Annotated in this window: 23 protein-coding genes; 18 read left to right on the top strand and 5 right to left on the bottom strand. The window is 59.1% G+C overall.

Going from position 1 to position 17,811, the window contains the following annotated elements:
- Positions 1-725: 725 nt before the first annotated feature.
- From Cth01_RS10735 to Cth01_RS10720, 5 genes are all read right to left on the bottom strand, one after another.
- A complete protein-coding gene (locus Cth01_RS10735) occupies positions 726-1,937 on the bottom strand; it encodes a recombination-associated protein RdgC (RefSeq protein WP_045839201.1) in 1,212 nt (403 codons plus the stop codon).
- A 968-nt stretch (positions 1,938-2,905) separates the two neighbouring features.
- On the bottom strand, positions 2,906-3,103 hold the full coding sequence (locus Cth01_RS10730) for a hypothetical protein (RefSeq protein ID WP_045839199.1): 198 nt from the start codon (positions 3,101-3,103) through the stop codon (positions 2,906-2,908).
- A gap of 47 nt (positions 3,104-3,150) precedes the next feature.
- A complete protein-coding gene (locus Cth01_RS23995) occupies positions 3,151-3,288 on the bottom strand; it encodes a hypothetical protein (RefSeq protein WP_169749765.1) in 138 nt (45 codons plus the stop codon).
- Between the two features lie 654 nt (positions 3,289-3,942).
- Positions 3,943-4,500 (bottom strand): hypothetical protein, encoded by a 558-nt coding sequence (locus Cth01_RS10725; protein ID WP_045839198.1) that lies wholly within the window; start codon positions 4,498-4,500, stop codon positions 3,943-3,945.
- 581 nt (positions 4,501-5,081) lie between these two features.
- The gene (locus Cth01_RS10720) at positions 5,082-5,747 is read right to left on the bottom strand and encodes a LexA family protein (protein ID WP_045839197.1); all 666 of its coding nucleotides are present in this window, start codon (positions 5,745-5,747) and stop codon (positions 5,082-5,084) included.
- A 69-nt stretch (positions 5,748-5,816) separates the two neighbouring features.
- Here Cth01_RS10720 and Cth01_RS10715 point away from each other — a divergent pair, with 69 nt between their 5' ends.
- The 18 genes from Cth01_RS10715 (at position 5,817) to Cth01_RS23990 (ending at position 17,811) form a co-directional block, all read left to right on the top strand.
- Positions 5,817-6,038, top strand: a complete 222-nt coding sequence (locus Cth01_RS10715; RefSeq protein ID WP_045839196.1) for a Cro/CI family transcriptional regulator — start codon at positions 5,817-5,819, stop codon at positions 6,036-6,038.
- 467 nt (positions 6,039-6,505) lie between these two features.
- Complete coding sequence (locus tag Cth01_RS10710; protein WP_045839195.1) at positions 6,506-6,970, top strand: phage regulatory CII family protein; 465 nt, start codon at positions 6,506-6,508, stop codon at positions 6,968-6,970.
- A complete protein-coding gene (locus Cth01_RS10705; protein WP_045839194.1) occupies positions 6,967-7,818 on the top strand; it encodes a hypothetical protein in 852 nt (283 codons plus the stop codon). The genes Cth01_RS10710 and Cth01_RS10705 overlap by 4 nt, the downstream gene beginning before the upstream one ends.
- Entirely contained in the window at positions 7,815-8,381 is a 567-nt protein-coding gene (locus Cth01_RS10700) for a hypothetical protein (protein ID WP_072248280.1), read from the top strand. Before Cth01_RS10705 ends, Cth01_RS10700 begins: the two co-directional genes overlap by 4 nt.
- A gap of 8 nt (positions 8,382-8,389) precedes the next feature.
- Positions 8,390-8,770: a DUF1064 domain-containing protein gene (locus Cth01_RS10695; RefSeq protein ID WP_045839213.1), complete on the top strand. Its 381-nt coding sequence runs from the start codon at positions 8,390-8,392 to the stop codon at positions 8,768-8,770.
- Entirely contained in the window at positions 8,767-9,024 is a 258-nt protein-coding gene (locus Cth01_RS10690; RefSeq protein ID WP_045839193.1) for a hypothetical protein, read from the top strand. Before Cth01_RS10695 ends, Cth01_RS10690 begins: the two co-directional genes overlap by 4 nt.
- A complete protein-coding gene (locus Cth01_RS10685; RefSeq protein ID WP_045839192.1) occupies positions 9,015-9,257 on the top strand; it encodes a DUF3310 domain-containing protein in 243 nt (80 codons plus the stop codon). The genes Cth01_RS10690 and Cth01_RS10685 overlap by 10 nt, the downstream gene beginning before the upstream one ends.
- On the top strand, positions 9,251-10,246 hold the full coding sequence (locus Cth01_RS24280) for a hypothetical protein (RefSeq protein WP_233425151.1): 996 nt from the start codon (positions 9,251-9,253) through the stop codon (positions 10,244-10,246). Before Cth01_RS10685 ends, Cth01_RS24280 begins: the two co-directional genes overlap by 7 nt.
- Before the next feature lie 142 nt (positions 10,247-10,388).
- On the top strand, positions 10,389-10,616 hold the full coding sequence (locus Cth01_RS10675; protein WP_045839191.1) for a hypothetical protein: 228 nt from the start codon (positions 10,389-10,391) through the stop codon (positions 10,614-10,616).
- Positions 10,617-10,800: 184 nt separating this feature from the next.
- Positions 10,801-11,133: an HNH endonuclease signature motif containing protein gene (locus Cth01_RS10670; protein ID WP_045839190.1), complete on the top strand. Its 333-nt coding sequence runs from the start codon at positions 10,801-10,803 to the stop codon at positions 11,131-11,133.
- A gap of 3 nt (positions 11,134-11,136) precedes the next feature.
- Positions 11,137-11,382: a hypothetical protein gene (locus Cth01_RS10665; protein ID WP_045839189.1), complete on the top strand. Its 246-nt coding sequence runs from the start codon at positions 11,137-11,139 to the stop codon at positions 11,380-11,382.
- Positions 11,382-11,639: a hypothetical protein gene (locus Cth01_RS10660; RefSeq protein WP_045839188.1), complete on the top strand. Its 258-nt coding sequence runs from the start codon at positions 11,382-11,384 to the stop codon at positions 11,637-11,639. Before Cth01_RS10665 ends, Cth01_RS10660 begins: the two co-directional genes overlap by 1 nt.
- 158 nt (positions 11,640-11,797) lie before the next feature.
- Positions 11,798-12,208, top strand: coding sequence for a hypothetical protein (locus Cth01_RS24130; RefSeq protein ID WP_052703304.1), 411 nt, complete (start codon positions 11,798-11,800; stop codon positions 12,206-12,208).
- Between the two features lie 325 nt (positions 12,209-12,533).
- On the top strand, positions 12,534-14,243 hold the full coding sequence (locus tag Cth01_RS10650; RefSeq protein WP_045839186.1) for a terminase large subunit: 1,710 nt from the start codon (positions 12,534-12,536) through the stop codon (positions 14,241-14,243).
- 9 nt (positions 14,244-14,252) lie between these two features.
- The gene (locus Cth01_RS10645; RefSeq protein ID WP_052703302.1) at positions 14,253-15,491 is read left to right on the top strand and encodes a phage portal protein; all 1,239 of its coding nucleotides are present in this window, start codon (positions 14,253-14,255) and stop codon (positions 15,489-15,491) included.
- Positions 15,469-16,311 (top strand): head maturation protease, ClpP-related, encoded by an 843-nt coding sequence (locus tag Cth01_RS10640; RefSeq protein ID WP_045839185.1) that lies wholly within the window; start codon positions 15,469-15,471, stop codon positions 16,309-16,311. The genes Cth01_RS10645 and Cth01_RS10640 overlap by 23 nt, the downstream gene beginning before the upstream one ends.
- 66 nt (positions 16,312-16,377) lie before the next feature.
- Positions 16,378-17,610, top strand: coding sequence for a phage major capsid protein (locus Cth01_RS10635; protein ID WP_045839184.1), 1,233 nt, complete (start codon positions 16,378-16,380; stop codon positions 17,608-17,610).
- A gap of 48 nt (positions 17,611-17,658) precedes the next feature.
- Entirely contained in the window at positions 17,659-17,811 is a 153-nt protein-coding gene (locus Cth01_RS23990; protein ID WP_169749764.1) for a hypothetical protein, read from the top strand.

Raw genomic sequence — 17,811 nt, 5'->3', positions numbered from 1 at the left:
AGAGCCCCCTCGATCAAAGGTCGGAACGGTTTAGCGTTGCCTGTTCCTCGATTGAAAATCGATAGCCTGTGGCTGCTAGTGATACATCTTGATTTGGAGCGACACAAGTCATTGCAATGCCCAATGCCTGATCTATGTCAGCCGGATTCGAATTTGGAGAAGTAGATGCGGTCGGTACTCATTTTCAAAAGTAACTAGAACCCATTACTGTGCTGTCTTCGGAGGAATGTCAGGCAACTACTTTCTTTACCTCTTGCAGCTGTACTTCAAGCCAGCCAGTCTTGATGGCCATCGCCTGGCACTGCAGGGCAGCTTCTTGAAGGATGTAGGGCTTGCTGCGAATTGCAGTGCGCTTGGCAGTGCGAAGCCATGCTGTCTCATCGAAGGGCTCCGGCAGTTTGCCCCCGGGCCTTTTGGGCCATCTGGCAAAGCCGCTCGTGCGCCTGCTTCGCCTCATCCAGCATTCCGGGCTTGATACCAGAGACCCGCCAACCCTTGTGCACGGACACAGGATCCGCCTTGGCAGCCAGACGGCGCTGGCGCTCGAGCTCCATTCCTTGAGCTCGCATGGCGGCCATGCGGGAATCGGTGATGGGGGTCGCCGTTGTGATTCACGAAAGTCAGACTCATGGGAGCCTCCAAAGAAAAAAGCCCGCGGTATGGCGGGCAGTTGATTCATTGATGTGGGCGCACGGCCCGGTTCATGTAAACCTATGAATAGGTGATCATTTGCTGGCGCTGGGGGCCTGGATGGCGGGCGTCAGGAGCGCGCGTTTCCCGCTGGCATCCATGCGCGACACCAAGCCTTCTGATTCCATGCGCTCCAGCAGTGCTGCGGCGCGGTTGAAACCTATCAGCAGCTTGCGCTGCACATAGGAGATGCTTGCGTTCCGGTCCTTGCGCACCAGTTCAACGGCTTCGGCATACAGCGGGTCTGGGCCATCGCCGGCAGCTTCGCAGTGAGGGGCGGGCGCGGTCCTGGCATTCCTTAGCGGCAGAGTTTCTGCAGCAGGCGCGTTCTGAAGCGAGGCGGGCAGGTCGCCCAGGTTGGTGCGGCCTTCGCCGCCCAGTGCTTCGATCAGATCGGGAATCAGGCGCGAGAGCTCGCCCGTGGCAATCGCCACATCGGTATCAAAGCCACCGTCGTCCTGGCTGTTGCCGTCCATGACCGCATCCAGCAGCGCGATGTTCTTGATCTGCAGTCCTTCGGTCAGCACAAAGCTCACGCGGTCGTCCCAGGTCATCGCCAGCTTGGTCGGCAGCTTGCCTTGCTCGATGTGCTTGCAGACTTCCTCAATGTCCAGCGGGTGGCGGGCATAGCGCACCACTGCCTTGGATTCGTCCGCGGCTTTTAGCTCCGTTTCGCGATCTGCGGTGAAGCCGGCGGGCGGCTCCTGGGTCATCAGCCAATGCGCCATGGCGGCCTGTGGGCTGGTCTGGGTATCCAGCAGTGCCAGGGCAAAGCCGGACAGTCCCTCGACCAACAGCGTTACCACCTCGTCGGCGCGGCCTTGGGCGCTGGTATCGAGCACCAGGGTGCGGGCCTGCGGATCGATCCAGACCCACATGCAGCCTTGCTTGGTGAAGGCCATGGGCAGCAGGTCCAGCTTGGCTTCGTCCTTGAGCACGCGCTTTTCCTTCTTGCCAGGCTTGCGGCCCTCGGTTTTTTCGATGTGCTCGGCCTTTTCGTTGACCTTGCGATTGAGCACGCTGGCCGGCAGCACCTTGGCCTCAGTCATGAAGCGCATGACCCATTGACCGGCCACGGAATCGACCAGAGGACCGTGCGGCTCGCCGCGCGGCGGCACCCACCCCACGGAACGCTCCTGTGTGGCGCCGCACTCCTCAAAGACTGTTTTCTGCAGGGCATCCTCCAGCGCCTGCAGATCGCCTTGCCAGCTTTCGGCGTAGCGGTAAATGATCATGTTCTTGAACATCTGGGCTCCATAAAGAAAAAAGCCCGCAAGAGTGCGGGCTGTTATATGAACTTGGTAGTTAAGAGGTGATCCAACAAGAACCTACCCAGGCGTTGGCTGAGTGATTAGCCTAGATGTTCCACTTTCTTTGGGAGTTGCCATGAAAGTGCTTCTTGTGATTGCGATAGTTACCACTACGCTTACTGGCTGTGCAGCGTTGTCGAGGCCTGAATTTGTTTCGATGGCTGATCAGCGATCCAGTTGTGCAATGGGATCCATGAACATGGGAGGGGACATTGGTCGATGGATGTATGGCCCTGATCGGCAGCCATGGACTGGCGGAGATGGTCCGTTCTTTGTTCGTAGCAACATATAGCGTGGATTGATTCCTGCCCGAATCAAGCAGAACGGATGAGACATGCATCGTCGTGCCGGTGGATTCTTGCTGATCGAATCCTTCTATGCAGCGCTTCGTCAGGGCGCGCGACTCACTTGCTCATGGCTCTTCTCTGACGCACCTCACGATATTCTCACTGACCCAAATAGCTTTCATTCCAGGGCACTGCCAGGCACTAACGGCGGCCTTTTTGAAGGACGCAGCAGTTTTGTCGAGTCCCGTTCCTGATTCAGCTTTGCAGCCTGCTAAAACTAAGCAGGTCGCAAGGATCGCGAGGCCGCTCAGTATGAAGCCTCGAACGAGGGAAAGGCTGCGCTTCCTACTTCGCCCCGACGGTAAGTGCACAAGCTGGATTGGTGGCTTGGTCATAAGCCTTTGTCTCTTTTTAATTGGAGTGAACTCAATCGCATTCATCGCACACCTTTAGGTCTACAGCTCGCTAGTGGACTGCTTGAATGCGGGTTCTCAGACAAGGGGCTGAGAAATTAGGTTGAACCAAGCTATTGCGCTGAATGCTTCAATGCTTATTGTCTATGTTTTGGGGCGATGAAGAAGTAAGCACCTTCTTCGGTGAGGTCTTGTGGATGTCAAATTACGGGCGTTCCTTCAAGCATTGCACCGTCTTATCGTCCAGCCATTCTGCGTGCATGCCCGGGCAGGCGAATTCATCGCGCAGGCTCTGGGGGGTGCTTAGGGGTTCATCGGCTTGGGCATCGGGCGCGGACAGCCAGGCTGCGAGAAGCAGGGCGCCGACGATGACCAGTACGGAGTCAACAATCGTCTTCAGCATGAGGATCTCCTGTTCAAAAATCGTGTCCAGCTATCCAAGCGGAACGCTCATAGGGGCCAGGCTTCTGGCGTGAGTGCGATCACCACGGCCGCGCCGACCAGGCAGAAGAGGCCGAAGCCGGTGAGAGCCCATTGCGCCGCGAGCAGCAGCTTTGTGGTTGGGGCGGTGGCGGGAGCGGGATGCATGGAGTCTCCTTTGGGCAAAGAAAAAGCCCGCGAGCTCTTGCTGCGGGCTTGAATAAAGAGCCGGTGACCTTTCGGGTCTGCCTGGGGAATGGTTCAGAGAGGGACGGCGGAGGAGAAGCCCCAGACCCGGCTGAAAAGTTAGATGGCGCAGCTTCCTTCTGTCCGATGAGGGTCAGGCAGAAGAAATGCGCACTTGGGTTAATAAAAGGTTGCTGCGCCATCTGGCGTGACCACTGTCGCCACGACGCAAAGCGCCGAGTTCGTGACTGCCGCCAGCCCAGGCCCATTCCTGAGTTGCCGTACCTGCTCGAGCAGTCACGCCAGATAGCCCCCGCTACTTTCCCGGGGTGTTCATGATGGGCACCTAAGACCGGTGCAATTACCCTCTTGCAGTATTCCAGCCGGGCCTTGCAGGCCTGGTTTGTAAGAAACGGGGAGCCGACCCCCGGCACCATCAAGAAAAAGAGCGGATCACCCGGCTTGCGGTCTGTCGGTGGCGGCATCTCGGATTGCCAAACTCCACGCCCGGTTGCAGTTTTTCAGTGCCGCGCTCTTTCTTGATGGCCCCGCTGTAGCCCTGCGGGGGAGGGCACATGCAGGCCGCATGCTGGCTAAACGCTCACATTTTTGAATCTCCGTTGCTGCCGTGGGCACCTATTCATTCAGCAAGTGCGCCTTGATGAAGGGCCCGAAAAATGGGTTGTCGCCTTTTTTGTATTCCAGGCGGATGCGGTCGCCAGGGTGAAAGCCGCCAGGCGGCGCGATATGGGCATCCACTCGAACGTCAAACCCCATGTCTCCACTGCGCACAGTCAGGCTCCATGCTCCGCTGACGAATTGCTCGGCGCACTGCACAGTGGCGCCCAGGAAAGAGGTCTGCAGGGTGGCTGTCACCACCTCGTCATGCTTTTTGGCAGGAATCAGGTTGTCCAACTTCTTAGGCAGCTCGGCCCATGCAAGCGTTTCGTCGGCACCGTCACTGTTTCGCAGCGGGCGCAGTTCGCAATCCCTGTAGACGACAGAGCGCCCATCACCTGGGCTGTTTCGGCGGCCACCGAAATCAAACGTCGAAAGAGGGCGCCCGACCCAGTCGGCGGGAATTGAATAGACGCCAGGCTGAGCTCGAGCAGTGATTTCGAGCAGGCAGCCGTTGTTGTTGGGGTAGTCAAGATCGTTGACCACGATGGCCAGATCACCAAGACGACAGTTCATGGCATTCCTTGATTTAACTGTTTATTTATACAGTATTCTTGAGCGAATTGGGCCTATAGGTCAACTCAAACGGAAGCCCTGCAAGCAAGGCTTTGGTTTGAACTCCGGATGCGCTCCGGACGGCGGCGCTAGCGCGCTGGGCGTTTTTGCTCTTGGCCTCCCTGTATGCCTCACCGCCGTATAGAACCCAGCGGATGGATTTCGCGTGGCCTTTCGATGTTCCTGTTGCCGATCCCATCCGGGGGCAGAGCAGTACTGACTAGAGCGACCGACGACCTTTTGTATCCCGCTACCGTCCGCGGTGCCCTGTGTTTACCCAGCCGTGCGGCTGCAGGAACTTCGGTGCTGGCTCGATCACTTCACACCCATCGCTGCCGTTCTCTGCTGCGACGAGTGAATTGAATCATGATTCACTTGATTGTGTCAATCTTGATTCAATTATTTTTTGAATAGAGATTCAGTTGTGGATTTGAATGTGCACCCACAGACGAAAAAGAACCCGCTGGTGCGGGCGTCGTTTTAAGGGTGCAGAGGTGGCGCCGGAACGGTGCTGTGTAACGGCAGCCGAAGCTGCCGCATCATCACCGTCTGCGGAATTTGCGCCGATGTTCCAACATGGTCCCGATCACAACAAGATGGTGCTCGTCGCTTCGCATCACGGGGTAGTCGTCATTCAGTGGCACTAGCTCAAAAATCTCTTGGCCAGCCTCATCAATGCCTCGCACTCGGTACTTTTTGAAGGTGGCCTCTTGTCGCGTGTTGCGTGCGGCAACGAAGTCGCCGGGACGAGGGGGTACTTCGGGATCAATCAAAACTCTGTCGCCTGGGCGGAACTCCGGGAGCATTGAGTCGCCCTCGATCTCAAAAAAGAAGGCCCAGTCAGAGGCATCGTCTTCACCAAACTCAACTGCAAAGCCGTCGCCAGGCTCATATGGGCACACGATCTCTTTCACGAGCCCTGCTTGTATCTTTGAGATAACAGGGTAGGCGCGCATTCCTGGCGGCGTTGGTTTGACGTTCTCATCGAAGTTTGCGGCCATAGAGCCGGATCCGGTTGCTAGCCAGTCTGGGCTCACGCGCAGAAATGCTGCGGCCTTGGTGTTGTTTGCGGCGGAGAAGGCCTTTGACAAGCCATCCAGCGCTCGTTTCACTGCTTGATAGCTGACCCCCATGCCGGCGGCAAGCTGTGACACCGACACCGACCTCTCATCCATGGCGGCCTTTAGTCGCTCGCTGTATTCAATCATGGTTGAAATATGCTTGAACGAAAGTGAATTGTGATTGCGTAATGGGGTGAATCATGATTCAATCCAGGGATGAATAAAGCTGAAGCAATTCAACAACTGGGCGGCTCTATTCCGGCTGCTGCTAAAGCGATCGGCGTGAGCTACCAAGCGGTCAATCAGTGGCCTGATGTTCTTCCGGCACGCATCGTTGATCGTGTTCAGGCTGCCTTGTGGCGCATGCAGCAAGAAAAGTCTTCCATCCAGGAGCTGGCGCAGCCATCCACTTCAACTAAGGAGTTGAGCAATGGCTGAGGCATACCGCTGGGGTGATGCGCCTCCACCAGGTGTGATGTATCGCCGTGAAAGAGCAGGGCAGCGAATGCACTCCCTTTTGCGAAATAGAGCCTTGGCTGAGCGTGTTATCTCAGGGGGCGTTGCGATGTTGGAGTCGGAGGGGTCCGGTTCAGGTAATCCCGTTCGACCTGAAGTATGGCGCGATGAGCCGCTTGAAGTGCCGAAGTCATGAGTTCCTCTGTGATGTCTTCGTTTGCATTCACTCGCTTCTGTAGCGCTACGGCTGCGAGTGTTGCAGCTGCCTGCCAATGTTCTGTTTTCATGCCGGCCCTCCTTGTGGCTGTTGGTAACGGTTTGGAAGCCACCAGCATAGCCCAGGGTGTGGCGGGCACCTTTTCCTCTCTTCTGGCCTGTTTTCGTTTGCATGCAGCCAGTGTCCAATCTCTGCCGCATCAGCGGTAGGCGAATCTCACGAGGCATTCGCTATGCGTAGAACTATCAAACAAACACATCGCGCGCTGTTCCTGGCTCTTCAGGCAGACGCAAAGGAATATCCCGGCGGCATTCGCGCTCTTGCTGAAATTGCCGGACTGAATGGCAACACCCTTGCCAACGGCATCAACCCCGATCACGAGGCCGCGCCACCTTCTTTTGGCGTTGTGGTCGAAATCATCGTGCTGGCGCAGGCACGCCGCGCGGTCTTTGCCTTGGCTCATCTGGTCGGGCAGGTGCCTATGGACTTTCAGATGGAGGACCGTAGCCCATCTGACTCCATTCGCCTTTTTATGGAGTTGGTCAGCACTGCCAGCAAGTCCCTGGCAGAAGGCTCGCCCCGAGCTCAGGATGGCCACTTTTGCGCGGACGACCGTCGCGCCTTGGAGCCGCTGCTGCTGGCGCTGATGAAGTGCACGGCCGAGTTGTTGCAGTCCATCCGAGGAGCCGCCCAATGAGCAAGCTCCCATGGTTCCGCACCTACACGCGGATGGTCGATGACGACAAGTTGAAGCTTCTGGCCTTTGAGGACCGTTGGCACTTCGTGGCCCTGCTGTGCTTGAAGGGTGAGGGCCTGCTGGACAAAGGCGATGCACCTGCGCTGCTGATGCGCAAGGTGGCAGTGAAGCTGGGTCTGGATGTGCGCAGCCTGGAAGAGGTGGCACGCCGCCTGGCTGAAGTTGGGCTGATTGAGCAGGCCTCCCTACAGCCCTCCAAGTGGGCCACTTTGCAGATGCGCAGCGACACCGACACCACTGCAGCGGAGCGCAAACGCCGCCAGCGCCAGCGCAAAAAAGACGCTGCTCCAGAGGGAGAAGAGGGTGGTCACAAAGAGGTCACGAGTGAGTCACGCGTGACGGGTACGGATGTCACGCGTACAGATACAGATATAGATACAGATAAAGAAGAGACAGTTAACTATTCAAAGGCTGTAGGTGCTGCTGACCGTGACACTTCGCCTCCGGCTCAGCCAGAAGAGGCGAAGGGAAGGGGCAGGACAGCGACAGGAACACGCCTGCCCGAAGACTGGAAGCTGCCCAAGAGCTGGGGTGACTGGGCCATTGCCGAACATGCCGGCTTGACCGAGGAAGAGGTGCGCCGCCAGGCCGCGATGTTTGCCGACCACTGGCACGGCAAGGCTGGAAAGGACGGGCGCAAGGCTGACTGGGGCGCGACCTGGCGCAACTGGATCCGCCGCGCCACCGAAATGCCCGCAGCACGCCGTCCATCCATGGCTCCTGCGTCCGCAGCAGCAGGCAAGTACGCCGGCGCCGGCAAGGCCATCTTTGAAGGGATTGAGCTATGAGAAGCAGCTACGAAATCTCAAGCCTGGCATCGCGTGCTGTGCGCAGCGCCGGACAGCAGCAAGGCCATCTGGCGCCGCGCCCCGAAGCATCGCAGCGCATTCGCAAGTTGTTTGTGGTGCTGCAGGGCGCCTACGGCACAGCATTCCTGGCCAAGTTCAGCTCCGGCGAACTGAACGAACGCCGTGAGGACAAAGGGGTACGAGCTGCGCAGCTGGTTTGGGATGCGGACTTGGCGAAGTTCACGGATGACGTGATCGAGGCAGCTTTCCAGAACATCAAGCGCGAATGCCCGGAGTTTCCGCCGAGCCTCCCCCAGTTTGAAAAGGTCTGTGAGGCCCTGACACCCCGCAAGACCTACTTTGAAGAGAGCGGCCTGCTGGCGCTGCCTGCGCCCAAGGTGGAGCGCCTGCTGGACGTACCGTTCGAGCTCAAGGGCGACGACAAGGACTGGGCGCGCAAGATCATTGCCCGCATTGCTTATGGCGACCAGACTGTGACGCGCCACACGCGCATGGCCGCCATGGAGACACTGGGCATGAACCAGCGGGGTGCGGCTGCATGAGCAAGGCAATGAAATTGACAGGCTATGCGTTGAAGCTGGTTCCCAAGGCGCCGGGATCCAAGTACGGTAATAAGAAGATCGTTGCGGCGGACGGTACCGAGTTCGATAGCTTGGCTGAGCTGCACCGTTGGTCCCACCTCCAGATGCTGCAGCGAGGTGGTTACATCAGCGATCTTCGCCGGCAGGTGGTGTTCGAGATGGTCCCATCGGTGAAGTTTGCTGGCGCTGCGCGCGCTCGGCCCGCCATTCGCTACATCGCTGACTTCGTGTACCTGGAGAAGGGCTCAGAGGTGATCGAGGATGTGAAGGGCGTGGAGACCCCTGAATTCAAGCTCAAGCGTCACCTGATGAAGGCTCTGCTGGGCCTGGAAGTGAGGCTTGTCAAATGATCCAGCCTTTGAACCCCGCCTTCTTTGGCAAGGTCGTGCCGCTGGCCGGCCAGCGCAAGCCCCCCAGTACCTCGCGCATTACGCGGCTGGTGTGGCCGGAATATGAGCGCCTGCCGGATGGGCGCTACCTCATTGAGCGCTGGATGGAAAACCGCTGCTGCAACCGGGTGCAGGTGGGCGCTCGCACTGTCTACGTGTTTAACGACTACGGTTTTCTGGTGCCTGTAGAGGACTGGGGGCGCGCATGGTGGTGAAAAGCGCTCTGGACACCCAGGCCGGCGGCAGCCATTACAAGGACTGCAAGATCCAGCCCATCGAGTTCATTCACGCCAATGGCCTGGACTTCTTCCAGGGAAACATCATCAAGTACGCGACCCGGCACAAGGCCAAGAACGGTGCCGAGGATCTGCGCAAGGTGATCCATTACGCGCAGCTGGCGCTGGAGCTGCAGTATGGAGAGAAGCCGGAAGGTGGAGCCACATGTTGATGCGTCGCACCCCGCTAAAGCCCGGCAAGGGTTTCAAGTCTCGCGGCACTTGGGCTGGCGCTGGGCTCCGTGATGAGCAGGACGAAGGCCATCACTACGAGTCCGGGCAGGCCTGCAGTCGTGAGCAGCGCCTGCATGAGCGCGCCCAGCGCCAGCTGGAGAGTGCCCGTGCAACCGCAGATATGGTGCCTGCCAATGTAGTGATGGTTCCCGGCGCCGGTGCCACGGGGATTGCAGTGCGCAAGGAGACGGCCATCGAGAGCGAGCCCTACCGCCGTCTTGTTGCGCAGCTGCCATGCATGTGGTGCGGCATTGAGGGGTACAGCCAGCATGCCCACCTCAATTACGGCAAGGGCCTGGGGCTGAAGACGGACGACCGCACAGGCTTTCCGCTCTGCTGCAGCCGTCCTGGCACTGAAGGCTGCCATGTGGCCTATGACAACTACCGCCTTCTGGAAAGTGGCGGGCGCGACGCCCACCGTGAGTACGGTCTGGAGGCTGGGCGCTTCACGCGCGAGCAGGTTCTGAAGGCTGGCCTGTGGCCGGCCTCATTGCCGAGGTGGGTTGAGTCCCGACCTCAGGCAGACGATCACAACAATCAGGAGAGAGCATTGAGCAGCACAGCAACACCACAGATCGACATCGGTCAAGCCAGCAGCGTAGTCAACGAGATCCTGGTGGTGTGGCACCACTGGGCCGCAAACGCGAGTGTGGGCACTGGCTATGGCAATCGATCGGCATCGTGCAGCGTTGGCCCTGGCGGCTGCGGTGAATGGGAGATTGCCGACTTGGAAGTTGTGGATGCGGTTGTCGATGCGATTCCTCAACCCCACCGCACAGCCATCTCCTTCATGGCGCGCAACCTCGCTTGCCGTGCCCAGGTCTGGAGCAGTCCGCGCCTGCCAACTCAGCGCGACGAGCTGCAGGTGCTGCTGATGGAGGCGCGCAACATGCTCACGCGCGGCCTCATCGCAAAAGGCGTGCTCTGATGCTTGACGCTCTGCATTTTTTTGGCAGAATACGCAGCGGGTCTGGATAACTGCGCCCAAAATTTCCAAAGCCTCAGCCTAGCCGCTGGGGCTTTTTTCGTTTGCCCCATCGACTATCCTTTGTATTTTTCAAGGGAGAACTATGGGACTGGATATTCAAGCTGAATCAGCTAAGGTTGCAGACGACGCATTGCCGATGCTGGGTGCAACAAATACGGTCATTGCTACTCTGCCTCATGGCGCGCACTCTGTATGCAATGAGATCATTGCTGAGGTTGAACGCCTGCTTGCAGAGGCTGAGCCTCATGGAAGGTTTGAAGTGAAGCGGATAGGCAGCCAGCCGACAACCCTCGGCATCAAACGAATTTAATTAACAACCGCCCGTGGGCGGTTTTCTTTTGTCTCCTGCTGGCCGAAAGCCGGCATCTGCCGCCCTGGTTCGCCTCGGCGGCTTTTTTATTCACGGTTCGCTGCCACCGAGCACGCCCGACGATCACGCACATTGCTTCAGGGGCGGATCACTCGGTGGCGGCACCTATTGAGAGTTGGATGTAATGGCGAAGCTGCAGACCCTCAAGAGCGGCGTGCCAATGCTGGAAACCCAGCGTGTCCAGACCATGCAGGCGGGCAGCTGGCGCACCAGCGAACAGACATCAGCCCAGCGCGGCTATGGCTACAAGTGGCAGCAGGCCCGGGCTCAGTTCCTGCGTGAGCATCCACTTTGCGTGATGTGCGAGGCGGCTGGTCGTGTGGAGGCTGCAACGGTGGTCGACCACATAGCCCCGCATCGAGGTGATCAGTCGCTGTTCTGGCGCCGGAGCAACTGGCAGTCGTTGTGCAGTACTCATCATTCCCGTGACAAACAGCGCGCCGAGCAAAGGATGTGACCCATGGACCGAATGCAGCACCCATCAAACAATGCTGTGCTTGGCGCGCCGGCAGGCTGGGATCAGAAGACCCTGCCCTGCAACGCGCTGCCCATCACCCGTACCGACTGGGATGGCGTGCCGGCAGTGGTTTCGTTCTGGACGCCGACGCCTGCCGAGGTCGAGGCGATCAAGGCCGGCCAGCCTGTCATGTTGTGGGTGTCAGGTAGCACCATGCCTCCTGTTGCTCTGATGGTGGAGGCTGCGTAATGAAGGGGTTGAATATCCAAAGTGACGAGCAGCACCGAGCTGTGCATAAGGCGCGGATTGATGAAGAGGCTTTGCTGGCGCTGTGTGTTGATCATGTTGCCCAGCGCTTGGGGTTGGATGCGACGGCACCGAATGTCAGTGTCCACGCATACAGAACGAGCTACACGGAGGGCAGCTTAGGCACGCCCAAGACGCGCGTTGTAGTGGAGTTGATTGAAGACCTCAAGCACGAGAGCGCAGCGCCAGCGACCGCTTGACGTGGCCTGAGGGCATCGGCAAGGGGAGGGGGGAGGTCAAAGCCTGGGGGCGCTCGGCCTCTAGACCGCCCTGTTCCGCACGCGCAGAAAATTTCCCCCTGTATGAATAAATCCTGGGGTGGAATTCAAAGAAATCAAAGAATTCAAAGGAGCCGCTTATGCCAAGAGGTGGCGCGCGGCCCGGGGCTGGCCGCCCAAAAAAGCAGCCCGAGGCGGTCAAGCCTCCCAAGAAGTCTGCAGCCAAGCCGGCGGCGCCCACGGTGGATGCCAACGGCTACAAGGACGATCCCAAGTGGCCATTCGGAAAGCAGCCACCGCAAGAGCCGGAGCCGCCTCCCGATCTGAGCAACCTCATGCCGCTGGATTACCTGCTGGAGGTCATGCGCGATAGCACTGAGGAGCGCGGCCGCCGGATGCAGGCTGCCACGTTGGCGGCACCGTACTGCCACCCCAAAAAGGGTGAGGCCGGCAAGAAAGAAGAAAAAGCCGTAGCCGCCAAGAAGATCGCCAGCCGGTTTTCACCAGCTGCGCCGCCGAAGTTGGTGGCCGCTAATGGCCAGAAGGTTTGAGCATGCATGAAGTGAACAGACAAACCGGACAAACCACCAGTCAGATCCAAGCCGCCCCACACGGGGCGGTTTTCATTTGGGTGACCAGTGATTTGAATTACCCCCGGTCCATTGCTCAGCGCCTGGGGCGCGGTGACTTGGAGTTTGTGACTCCTTCATTTCTTGAGCGCGGGATCTCCTTTGGATCTACCAAGAAGGTTTGTGTAGATCACGCATTCTGGAGAGTCGCCTATCGAGGTGGCCTGCATCGTCCCGCCCTGGACTGGCTACAGGAAGCCGGCCTACTTGTTGAATAAATTGGCCCGTTTAGGCGGGCGCCTGGCCTATGCAACCCAGTTGGACTACTGCTGTTCCCGACTGGGAGGAGCGCTTGATAAAGCGGAAATCCATCATTCCGCCGCCCATCTTCCTGGACCAGGCTGAGCAGGCCCTGGCCATCTTCAAGGAGCTCAAGGTTGTCGATTTGCCAAAGGTCTGGGATGCGGAGCTCGATGAATACCGCCCTCCCACATTCGGGGAGTGCTCCGAAGAGTGGGTTTTCGACTTCGTGCGCGTCATCTTTGGTGCATACGACGCCGAGACGGGCAAGCAGCTGATCCGTGAATACGGCCTGCTGATCAGCAAGAAGAACACCAAATCCACCATCGCCGCGGGCATCATGCTCACGGCGCTGATCCTGTGCTGGCGCGAGGACGAGGAGCACCTGATCCTGGCGCCGACCAAGGAAGTGGCTGATAACTCCTTCAAGCCGGCGGCCAGCATGGTGCGCGCAGATGAGGAACTGTCTGCGCTGTTCCACATCCAGGACCATATTCGGACCATCACCCATCGGGTGAACCGCAACAGCCTGAAGGTGGTTGCAGCCGACACGGATACGGTCTCCGGCAAGAAGTCGGGCAAGATCCTGGTGGACGAGCTCTGGCTGTTTGGCAAGCGTGCCAATGCCGACGCCATGTTTCAGGAGGCGCTGGGCGGCCAGGTGTCGCGCGAAGAGGGTTGGGTCATTTTCCTGACCACGCAGTCGGACGAAGCGCCTGAGGGCGTTTTCAAGGCCAAGCTGGATTACTGGCGCGATGTGCGCGACGGCAAGGTGGTCAGCCTCAAGACGCTGGGCATTCTGTATGAGTTCCCTGAGGCGATGATCAAGTCCAAGGCCTATCTGGACCCGGAAAACTTCTACATCACCAATCCGAACCTGGGCCGCTCAGTCAGCAAGGAATGGCTGACCGACGAGATGCAAAAGCGCTCTCCAGAGCAGGATGGTGGTTTCCAGCGCTTCCTGGCCAAGCACCTGAATATCCAGATCGGCCTGAACCTGCGGGCCAACCGCTGGACCGGTGCCGACTTCTGGGAGAAGCGCGGCGACAAGCGCATCAACCTGGACTTCATCCAGGCCAAGTGCGAGGTGGTGACCATCGGCATTGACGGCGGCGGGCTGGATGACTTGCTGGGCTTTGCCATTGATGGGCGCTTGCGAGACTCGCAAAACTGCGCTCTGTGGAACAAGGCATGGATCCATCCCATTGCGATTGAGCGGCGCAAGTCCGAAGAGGCGAAATATCGGGATTTTGAGAAGGATGGGGACTTGGTTGTCGTGGAGCGACCAGGCCAGGACTTGGAGGAACTGGCCGCGCTGTGCAAGCAGATCTTTGATTGGGGCCTGCTGGCCAGGATCGGCCTGGACCCCGAGCGCACGCACAAGGTTGTTTTCCAGGCATTGATTGATGCCGGCATCCCCGAGGATCTGATCATCGGCATCTCGCAGGGCTGGAAGCTCACCGGCGCGATGGCAGTGGCTGAGCGCGGCTTGCTGGATGGCAGCCTGGTGCATGCCGCGCAGCCGCTCATGGCCTGGAGTGTTGGTAATGCGAAGGTCGTTCCATCTGGCAATGCCACCCTCATCACAAAGCAGGCGAGCGGCACAGCCAAGATTGACCCGCTCATGGCGTCATTGAATGCGGTCACCTTGATGGCAACCAACCCAGAGGCCAAGGGGCCCTCTGTTTACGAGACGCGCGGAATGCGCTTCCTTTAGGGCGACTTCATGAAACTACTCGACAAGATCCTCGGGCGAAAGCCTGAGACACAGTCGCGCCCGCGTGCCAGTGCAGAAGGAATCACCTTCCAGGGGCTGGATGATCCGGCGTTGCTGGAGTTCATCCGTAACGGGCATATGACCTCTGCCAACCGGATGGTGCGCAATATGGCCGCGCTGCGCAGCCTTTCGCTCATCAGCAACGGTCTGGGCATGCTTCCCATCAGTCTCTATGAGGCAGGGTCGGACAAGAAGGTGATGCGCGAGCATCAGGCGCACAAGTTGATTCGGGTCAAGCCGAACCCCTGGCAGACGCCCATGGAGTTCAAGAGCCAGATGCAGTTGCTGCTCGAGACCGAGGGCAATGCCTATGCACGCATCATCCGGTCAGGCACTCGACCTATTCACCTGATCCCCTTTGAGAAAGGCCGGGTGCAGGCCAAGTTGGGCAGCAACTACCGCATGCAGTACACCTGCACTACGGAAAACGGCGGCCAGCTGACCCTGGACCAAGAGGAGATCTTGCATATCCGCGAAATCTCATTCGATGGCGTGCTGGGTCTGTCCAAGCGCCAACTGTCCGAAGAGGTTTTCGATCTCGCAGCATCCGCTCAGCGAGCCGCGGGCAATGTGTTCAAGACCGGCGTCATGGCTGGCGGCGCGATCGAGGTGCCGAATGCACTCTCTGACAAGGCGTACCAGCGAATGAAGGAATCGCTGGCGGATGAGTACAGCGGTGCTGAAAACGTCAACAAATGGATGATCGCGGAAGAGGGGGCCAAGGCCAACCGCTTCAGCTCGAATGCCAAGGACGCGCAGCAGATCGAAAACCGCAATCACCAGATTGAAGAGGTCGCCCGTCTGTATGGCGTGCCTCGTCCGCTGCTGATGATGGATGACACCAGCTGGGGTTCGGGCATCGAGCAGCTGGCCATCTTCTTCGTGCAGTTCACTATGTCGCCGCGTTTCGTGTGCTGGGAGCAGGCGCTGGCCCGCTCTCTGCTTACCGACCGCGAGCGCGAGACGCTCTATTTCAAGACCAACGAGCGCGCGCTGCTGCGCGGCACGCTCAAGGACCAGTCCGAGTACTTCGCCAAGGCGCTCGGCTCCGGCGGCCACCAACCGTGGCACACCGCCAATGAAATCCGCGATCTTGCCGAATACCCGGCAGATCCCGACCCCAAGTTCAACACCCTGGGCGACCCCTCGGGCAAGAAAGCAAGCAATGAGCCTCAAAAAGCTACCTGAAATCCGGGCTGACCACCGCCTGGCCAAGGCTGGTTTTGACCTGCGGCCTGATGCTGTGGATCGCTGGGAACCCGCCGTGTGTGCGAAGGCCGGCGATGACGCCGAAGCCAGCATCTCCATCTATGACTCCATTGGTGAGAACTGGGAGGGCACGGGCATCACTTCCAAGCGCATCAGCGCGGCCCTGCGCTCCATCGGCGCCAAGGATGTGGTGGTCAACATCAACAGCCCAGGCGGCGACTTCTTCGAGGGCATGGCCATCTACAACCTGCTGCGCGAGCACCAGGGCAAGGTCACGGTGCGGGTTCTGGGCGTGGCGGCCTCAGTGGCTTCGGTCATTGCCATGGCCGGCGACGAAATCCTGATCGGTGACGGCGCCTTTTTCATGATCCACAACGCTTGGGCGGTGGCTGTTGGCAACCGTCACGACATGCTGGACTCGGCCAAGCTGCTGGAGCCTTTCGATGCCGCGATGGCAGCGCTGTACGCGCACCAGACGGGCATGAGCACTGCCGAGGCGGCCATCATGATGGACAAGGAAACCTGGATAGGCGCCCAGCAGGCTGTGGATGACGGTTTCGCCACAGGCTTGCTGCCATCATCCGAGATCACCAAATCCACCCAGGCCAGCACGAAAACCAAGCCGCTGGCGCTGATCGAAGCCTCCATGGCCAAGGCGGGTTTTTCCCGCAATTCACGTCGGGACACCTTCAAAGCCCTGTTTTCTGGCACGCCGGGCGCTGCCGAAGATGCCACGCCGAGCGCTGGCCCTGAAGTCGCAGCCTCGCTGCAATCGCTGCTGAACACGCTCCGCGCGTAAGCAGCAACTAACCCAACCTACAGGCCGCCTCACTGGCGGCTTTTTCGTTTCTGAAAGGGCCAAATCATGGCAAAGAAAAATCCTGTGCCTCGCGGCATCATGGGCGTGTACGCCGAGGCGCCTAGCAATGCAGAAGTCAAGGCACTTGTTGAAGGTTTGCAGACTGCCTTTGCGCAGTTCAAGGCCGAGCACACCAAGCAGCTCGAGGAGGTCAAGGCTGGCCGCTCCGGAGCTGACCAGGAGGCCAAGCTGAAAGAGATCAATGGCGCTCTGGACGCCCTGCAGAAGGAAGTCGAAGACGCTCACACCAAGATTGCCGCCGGCCAGATGGGTGGCCCCGGCGCAGGTCTGCGCGACAAGGAGTACACAGAATCGTTCAACGCTCACATGCGCAAGGGCGATGTGCAAGCCGCTTTGAACAAGGGCACTGCTGAAGACGGTGGTTTCCTCACCCCGGTGGAGTGGGATCGCACCATCACCGACAAGCTGCGCGAAGAATCGCCCATGCGCGAGCTGGCCCAGATTCAGCCCACCAGCAAGGCTGGTTGGACCAAGTTGTTCAACATGGGCGGCACTGGCTCTGGCTGGGTGGGTGAAACCGATCAGCGCCCCGAAACTGATACGCCCACCTTGAAGTCCCTGGGCTTCGGGCATGGCGAGATCTACGCCAATCCAGCTGCTACTCAGCAAATGCTGGACGATGGCGAAATCAACATCGAGGCGTGGCTGGCCAGCGAAGTGCAGGCCGAGTTTGCCGAGCAAGAAGGCCTTGCATTCATCAGCGGCGATGGTGTGAAGAAGCCTGCGGGCATCCTCACCTATGTCGAGGGTGGAACCAATGCAGCCAAGCACCCCTTTGGCGCTATCCCTGTGACCAACAGCGGTGCCGCTGCTGACATTGGCTCCGATGCGGTGCTGGATCTGATCTATGGCCTGCCCAAGAAGTACCGCCAGAACGCGCGCTTCCTGACCAATAACCTGACTATCGCCAAGTTGCGCAAGCTCAAGGACGGCCAGGGCAACTACTTGTGGCAGCCCTCTGCCCAGGCCGGCCAGCCTGCTACCTTCCACGGCTATGGCCTGGCCGAAGACGAGAACATGCCCGATGTAGCCGCCAATGCGCTGCCCATCATGTTTGGCGACTTCAAGCGCGGCTATCTGATCATCGATCGCATGGGTGTTCGTGTGCTGCGTGACCCCTTCACCAAGAAGCCCTATGTGCTGTTCTACACGACCAAGCGCGTGGGCGGCGGCGTGCAGAACCCCGAGTGCCTGCGCGCTCTGAAGGTGGCTGCTTAACCAAGCAAGAAGGGGCTTTCTGCTCCTTCCTCATTTCAGGAGAAGACGATGAAAGCAACCAAGCCATTCAAGGGCGTCAAGGACGGCGACATTTACCCCACCGAGTTCAAAGCCGGTGATGAAATCCCGCCCGAGCTGGAAGCTGCGGCCATTGAGCTGGGCGCGGCAGATGCCAAGAAAGAGCCCGCTAAGAAGGCCTGA

Source organism: Comamonas thiooxydans, from assembly GCF_000964545.1.
GTDB classification, from domain to species: Bacteria; Pseudomonadota; Gammaproteobacteria; order Burkholderiales; family Burkholderiaceae_C; genus Comamonas; species Comamonas thiooxydans.
Note: the sequence above shows the minus strand (reverse complement) of the source record. Positions and strands in the feature narration are given on the sequence as shown.

Bases quoted from the DNA above. Each gene is read 5' to 3' on its own strand.
- Cth01_RS10720 (WP_045839197.1), bottom strand. From the start codon at position 5,747: ATGATTGAATACAGCGAGCGACTAAAGGCCGCCATGGATGAGAGGTCG.
- Cth01_RS10730 (WP_045839199.1), bottom strand. From the start codon at position 3,103: ATGCTGAAGACGATTGTTGACTCCGTACTGGTCATCGTCGGCGCCCTG.
- Cth01_RS24280 (WP_233425151.1), top strand. From the start codon at position 9,251: ATGTTGATGCGTCGCACCCCGCTAAAGCCCGGCAAGGGTTTCAAGTCT.
- Cth01_RS10635 (WP_045839184.1), top strand. From the start codon at position 16,378: ATGGCAAAGAAAAATCCTGTGCCTCGCGGCATCATGGGCGTGTACGCC.
- Cth01_RS10675 (WP_045839191.1), top strand. From the start codon at position 10,389: ATGGGACTGGATATTCAAGCTGAATCAGCTAAGGTTGCAGACGACGCA.
- Cth01_RS10670 (WP_045839190.1), top strand. From the start codon at position 10,801: ATGGCGAAGCTGCAGACCCTCAAGAGCGGCGTGCCAATGCTGGAAACC.
- Cth01_RS10645 (WP_052703302.1), top strand. From the start codon at position 14,253: ATGAAACTACTCGACAAGATCCTCGGGCGAAAGCCTGAGACACAGTCG.
- Cth01_RS10685 (WP_045839192.1), top strand. From the start codon at position 9,015: ATGGTGGTGAAAAGCGCTCTGGACACCCAGGCCGGCGGCAGCCATTAC.
- Cth01_RS10695 (WP_045839213.1), top strand. From the start codon at position 8,390: ATGAAATTGACAGGCTATGCGTTGAAGCTGGTTCCCAAGGCGCCGGGA.
- Cth01_RS24130 (WP_052703304.1), top strand. From the start codon at position 11,798: ATGCCAAGAGGTGGCGCGCGGCCCGGGGCTGGCCGCCCAAAAAAGCAG.
- Cth01_RS10650 (WP_045839186.1), top strand. From the start codon at position 12,534: ATGCAACCCAGTTGGACTACTGCTGTTCCCGACTGGGAGGAGCGCTTG.
- Cth01_RS10660 (WP_045839188.1), top strand. From the start codon at position 11,382: ATGAAGGGGTTGAATATCCAAAGTGACGAGCAGCACCGAGCTGTGCAT.
- Cth01_RS10735 (WP_045839201.1), bottom strand. From the start codon at position 1,937: ATGTTCAAGAACATGATCATTTACCGCTACGCCGAAAGCTGGCAAGGC.
- Cth01_RS23990 (WP_169749764.1), top strand. From the start codon at position 17,659: ATGAAAGCAACCAAGCCATTCAAGGGCGTCAAGGACGGCGACATTTAC.
- Cth01_RS10715 (WP_045839196.1), top strand. From the start codon at position 5,817: ATGAATAAAGCTGAAGCAATTCAACAACTGGGCGGCTCTATTCCGGCT.
- Cth01_RS10710 (WP_045839195.1), top strand. From the start codon at position 6,506: ATGCGTAGAACTATCAAACAAACACATCGCGCGCTGTTCCTGGCTCTT.
- Cth01_RS23995 (WP_169749765.1), bottom strand. From the start codon at position 3,288: ATGCATCCCGCTCCCGCCACCGCCCCAACCACAAAGCTGCTGCTCGCG.
- Cth01_RS10705 (WP_045839194.1), top strand. From the start codon at position 6,967: ATGAGCAAGCTCCCATGGTTCCGCACCTACACGCGGATGGTCGATGAC.
- Cth01_RS10640 (WP_045839185.1), top strand. From the start codon at position 15,469: ATGAGCCTCAAAAAGCTACCTGAAATCCGGGCTGACCACCGCCTGGCC.
- Cth01_RS10700 (WP_072248280.1), top strand. From the start codon at position 7,815: ATGAGAAGCAGCTACGAAATCTCAAGCCTGGCATCGCGTGCTGTGCGC.
- Cth01_RS10725 (WP_045839198.1), bottom strand. From the start codon at position 4,500: ATGAACTGTCGTCTTGGTGATCTGGCCATCGTGGTCAACGATCTTGAC.
- Cth01_RS10665 (WP_045839189.1), top strand. From the start codon at position 11,137: ATGGACCGAATGCAGCACCCATCAAACAATGCTGTGCTTGGCGCGCCG.
- Cth01_RS10690 (WP_045839193.1), top strand. From the start codon at position 8,767: ATGATCCAGCCTTTGAACCCCGCCTTCTTTGGCAAGGTCGTGCCGCTG.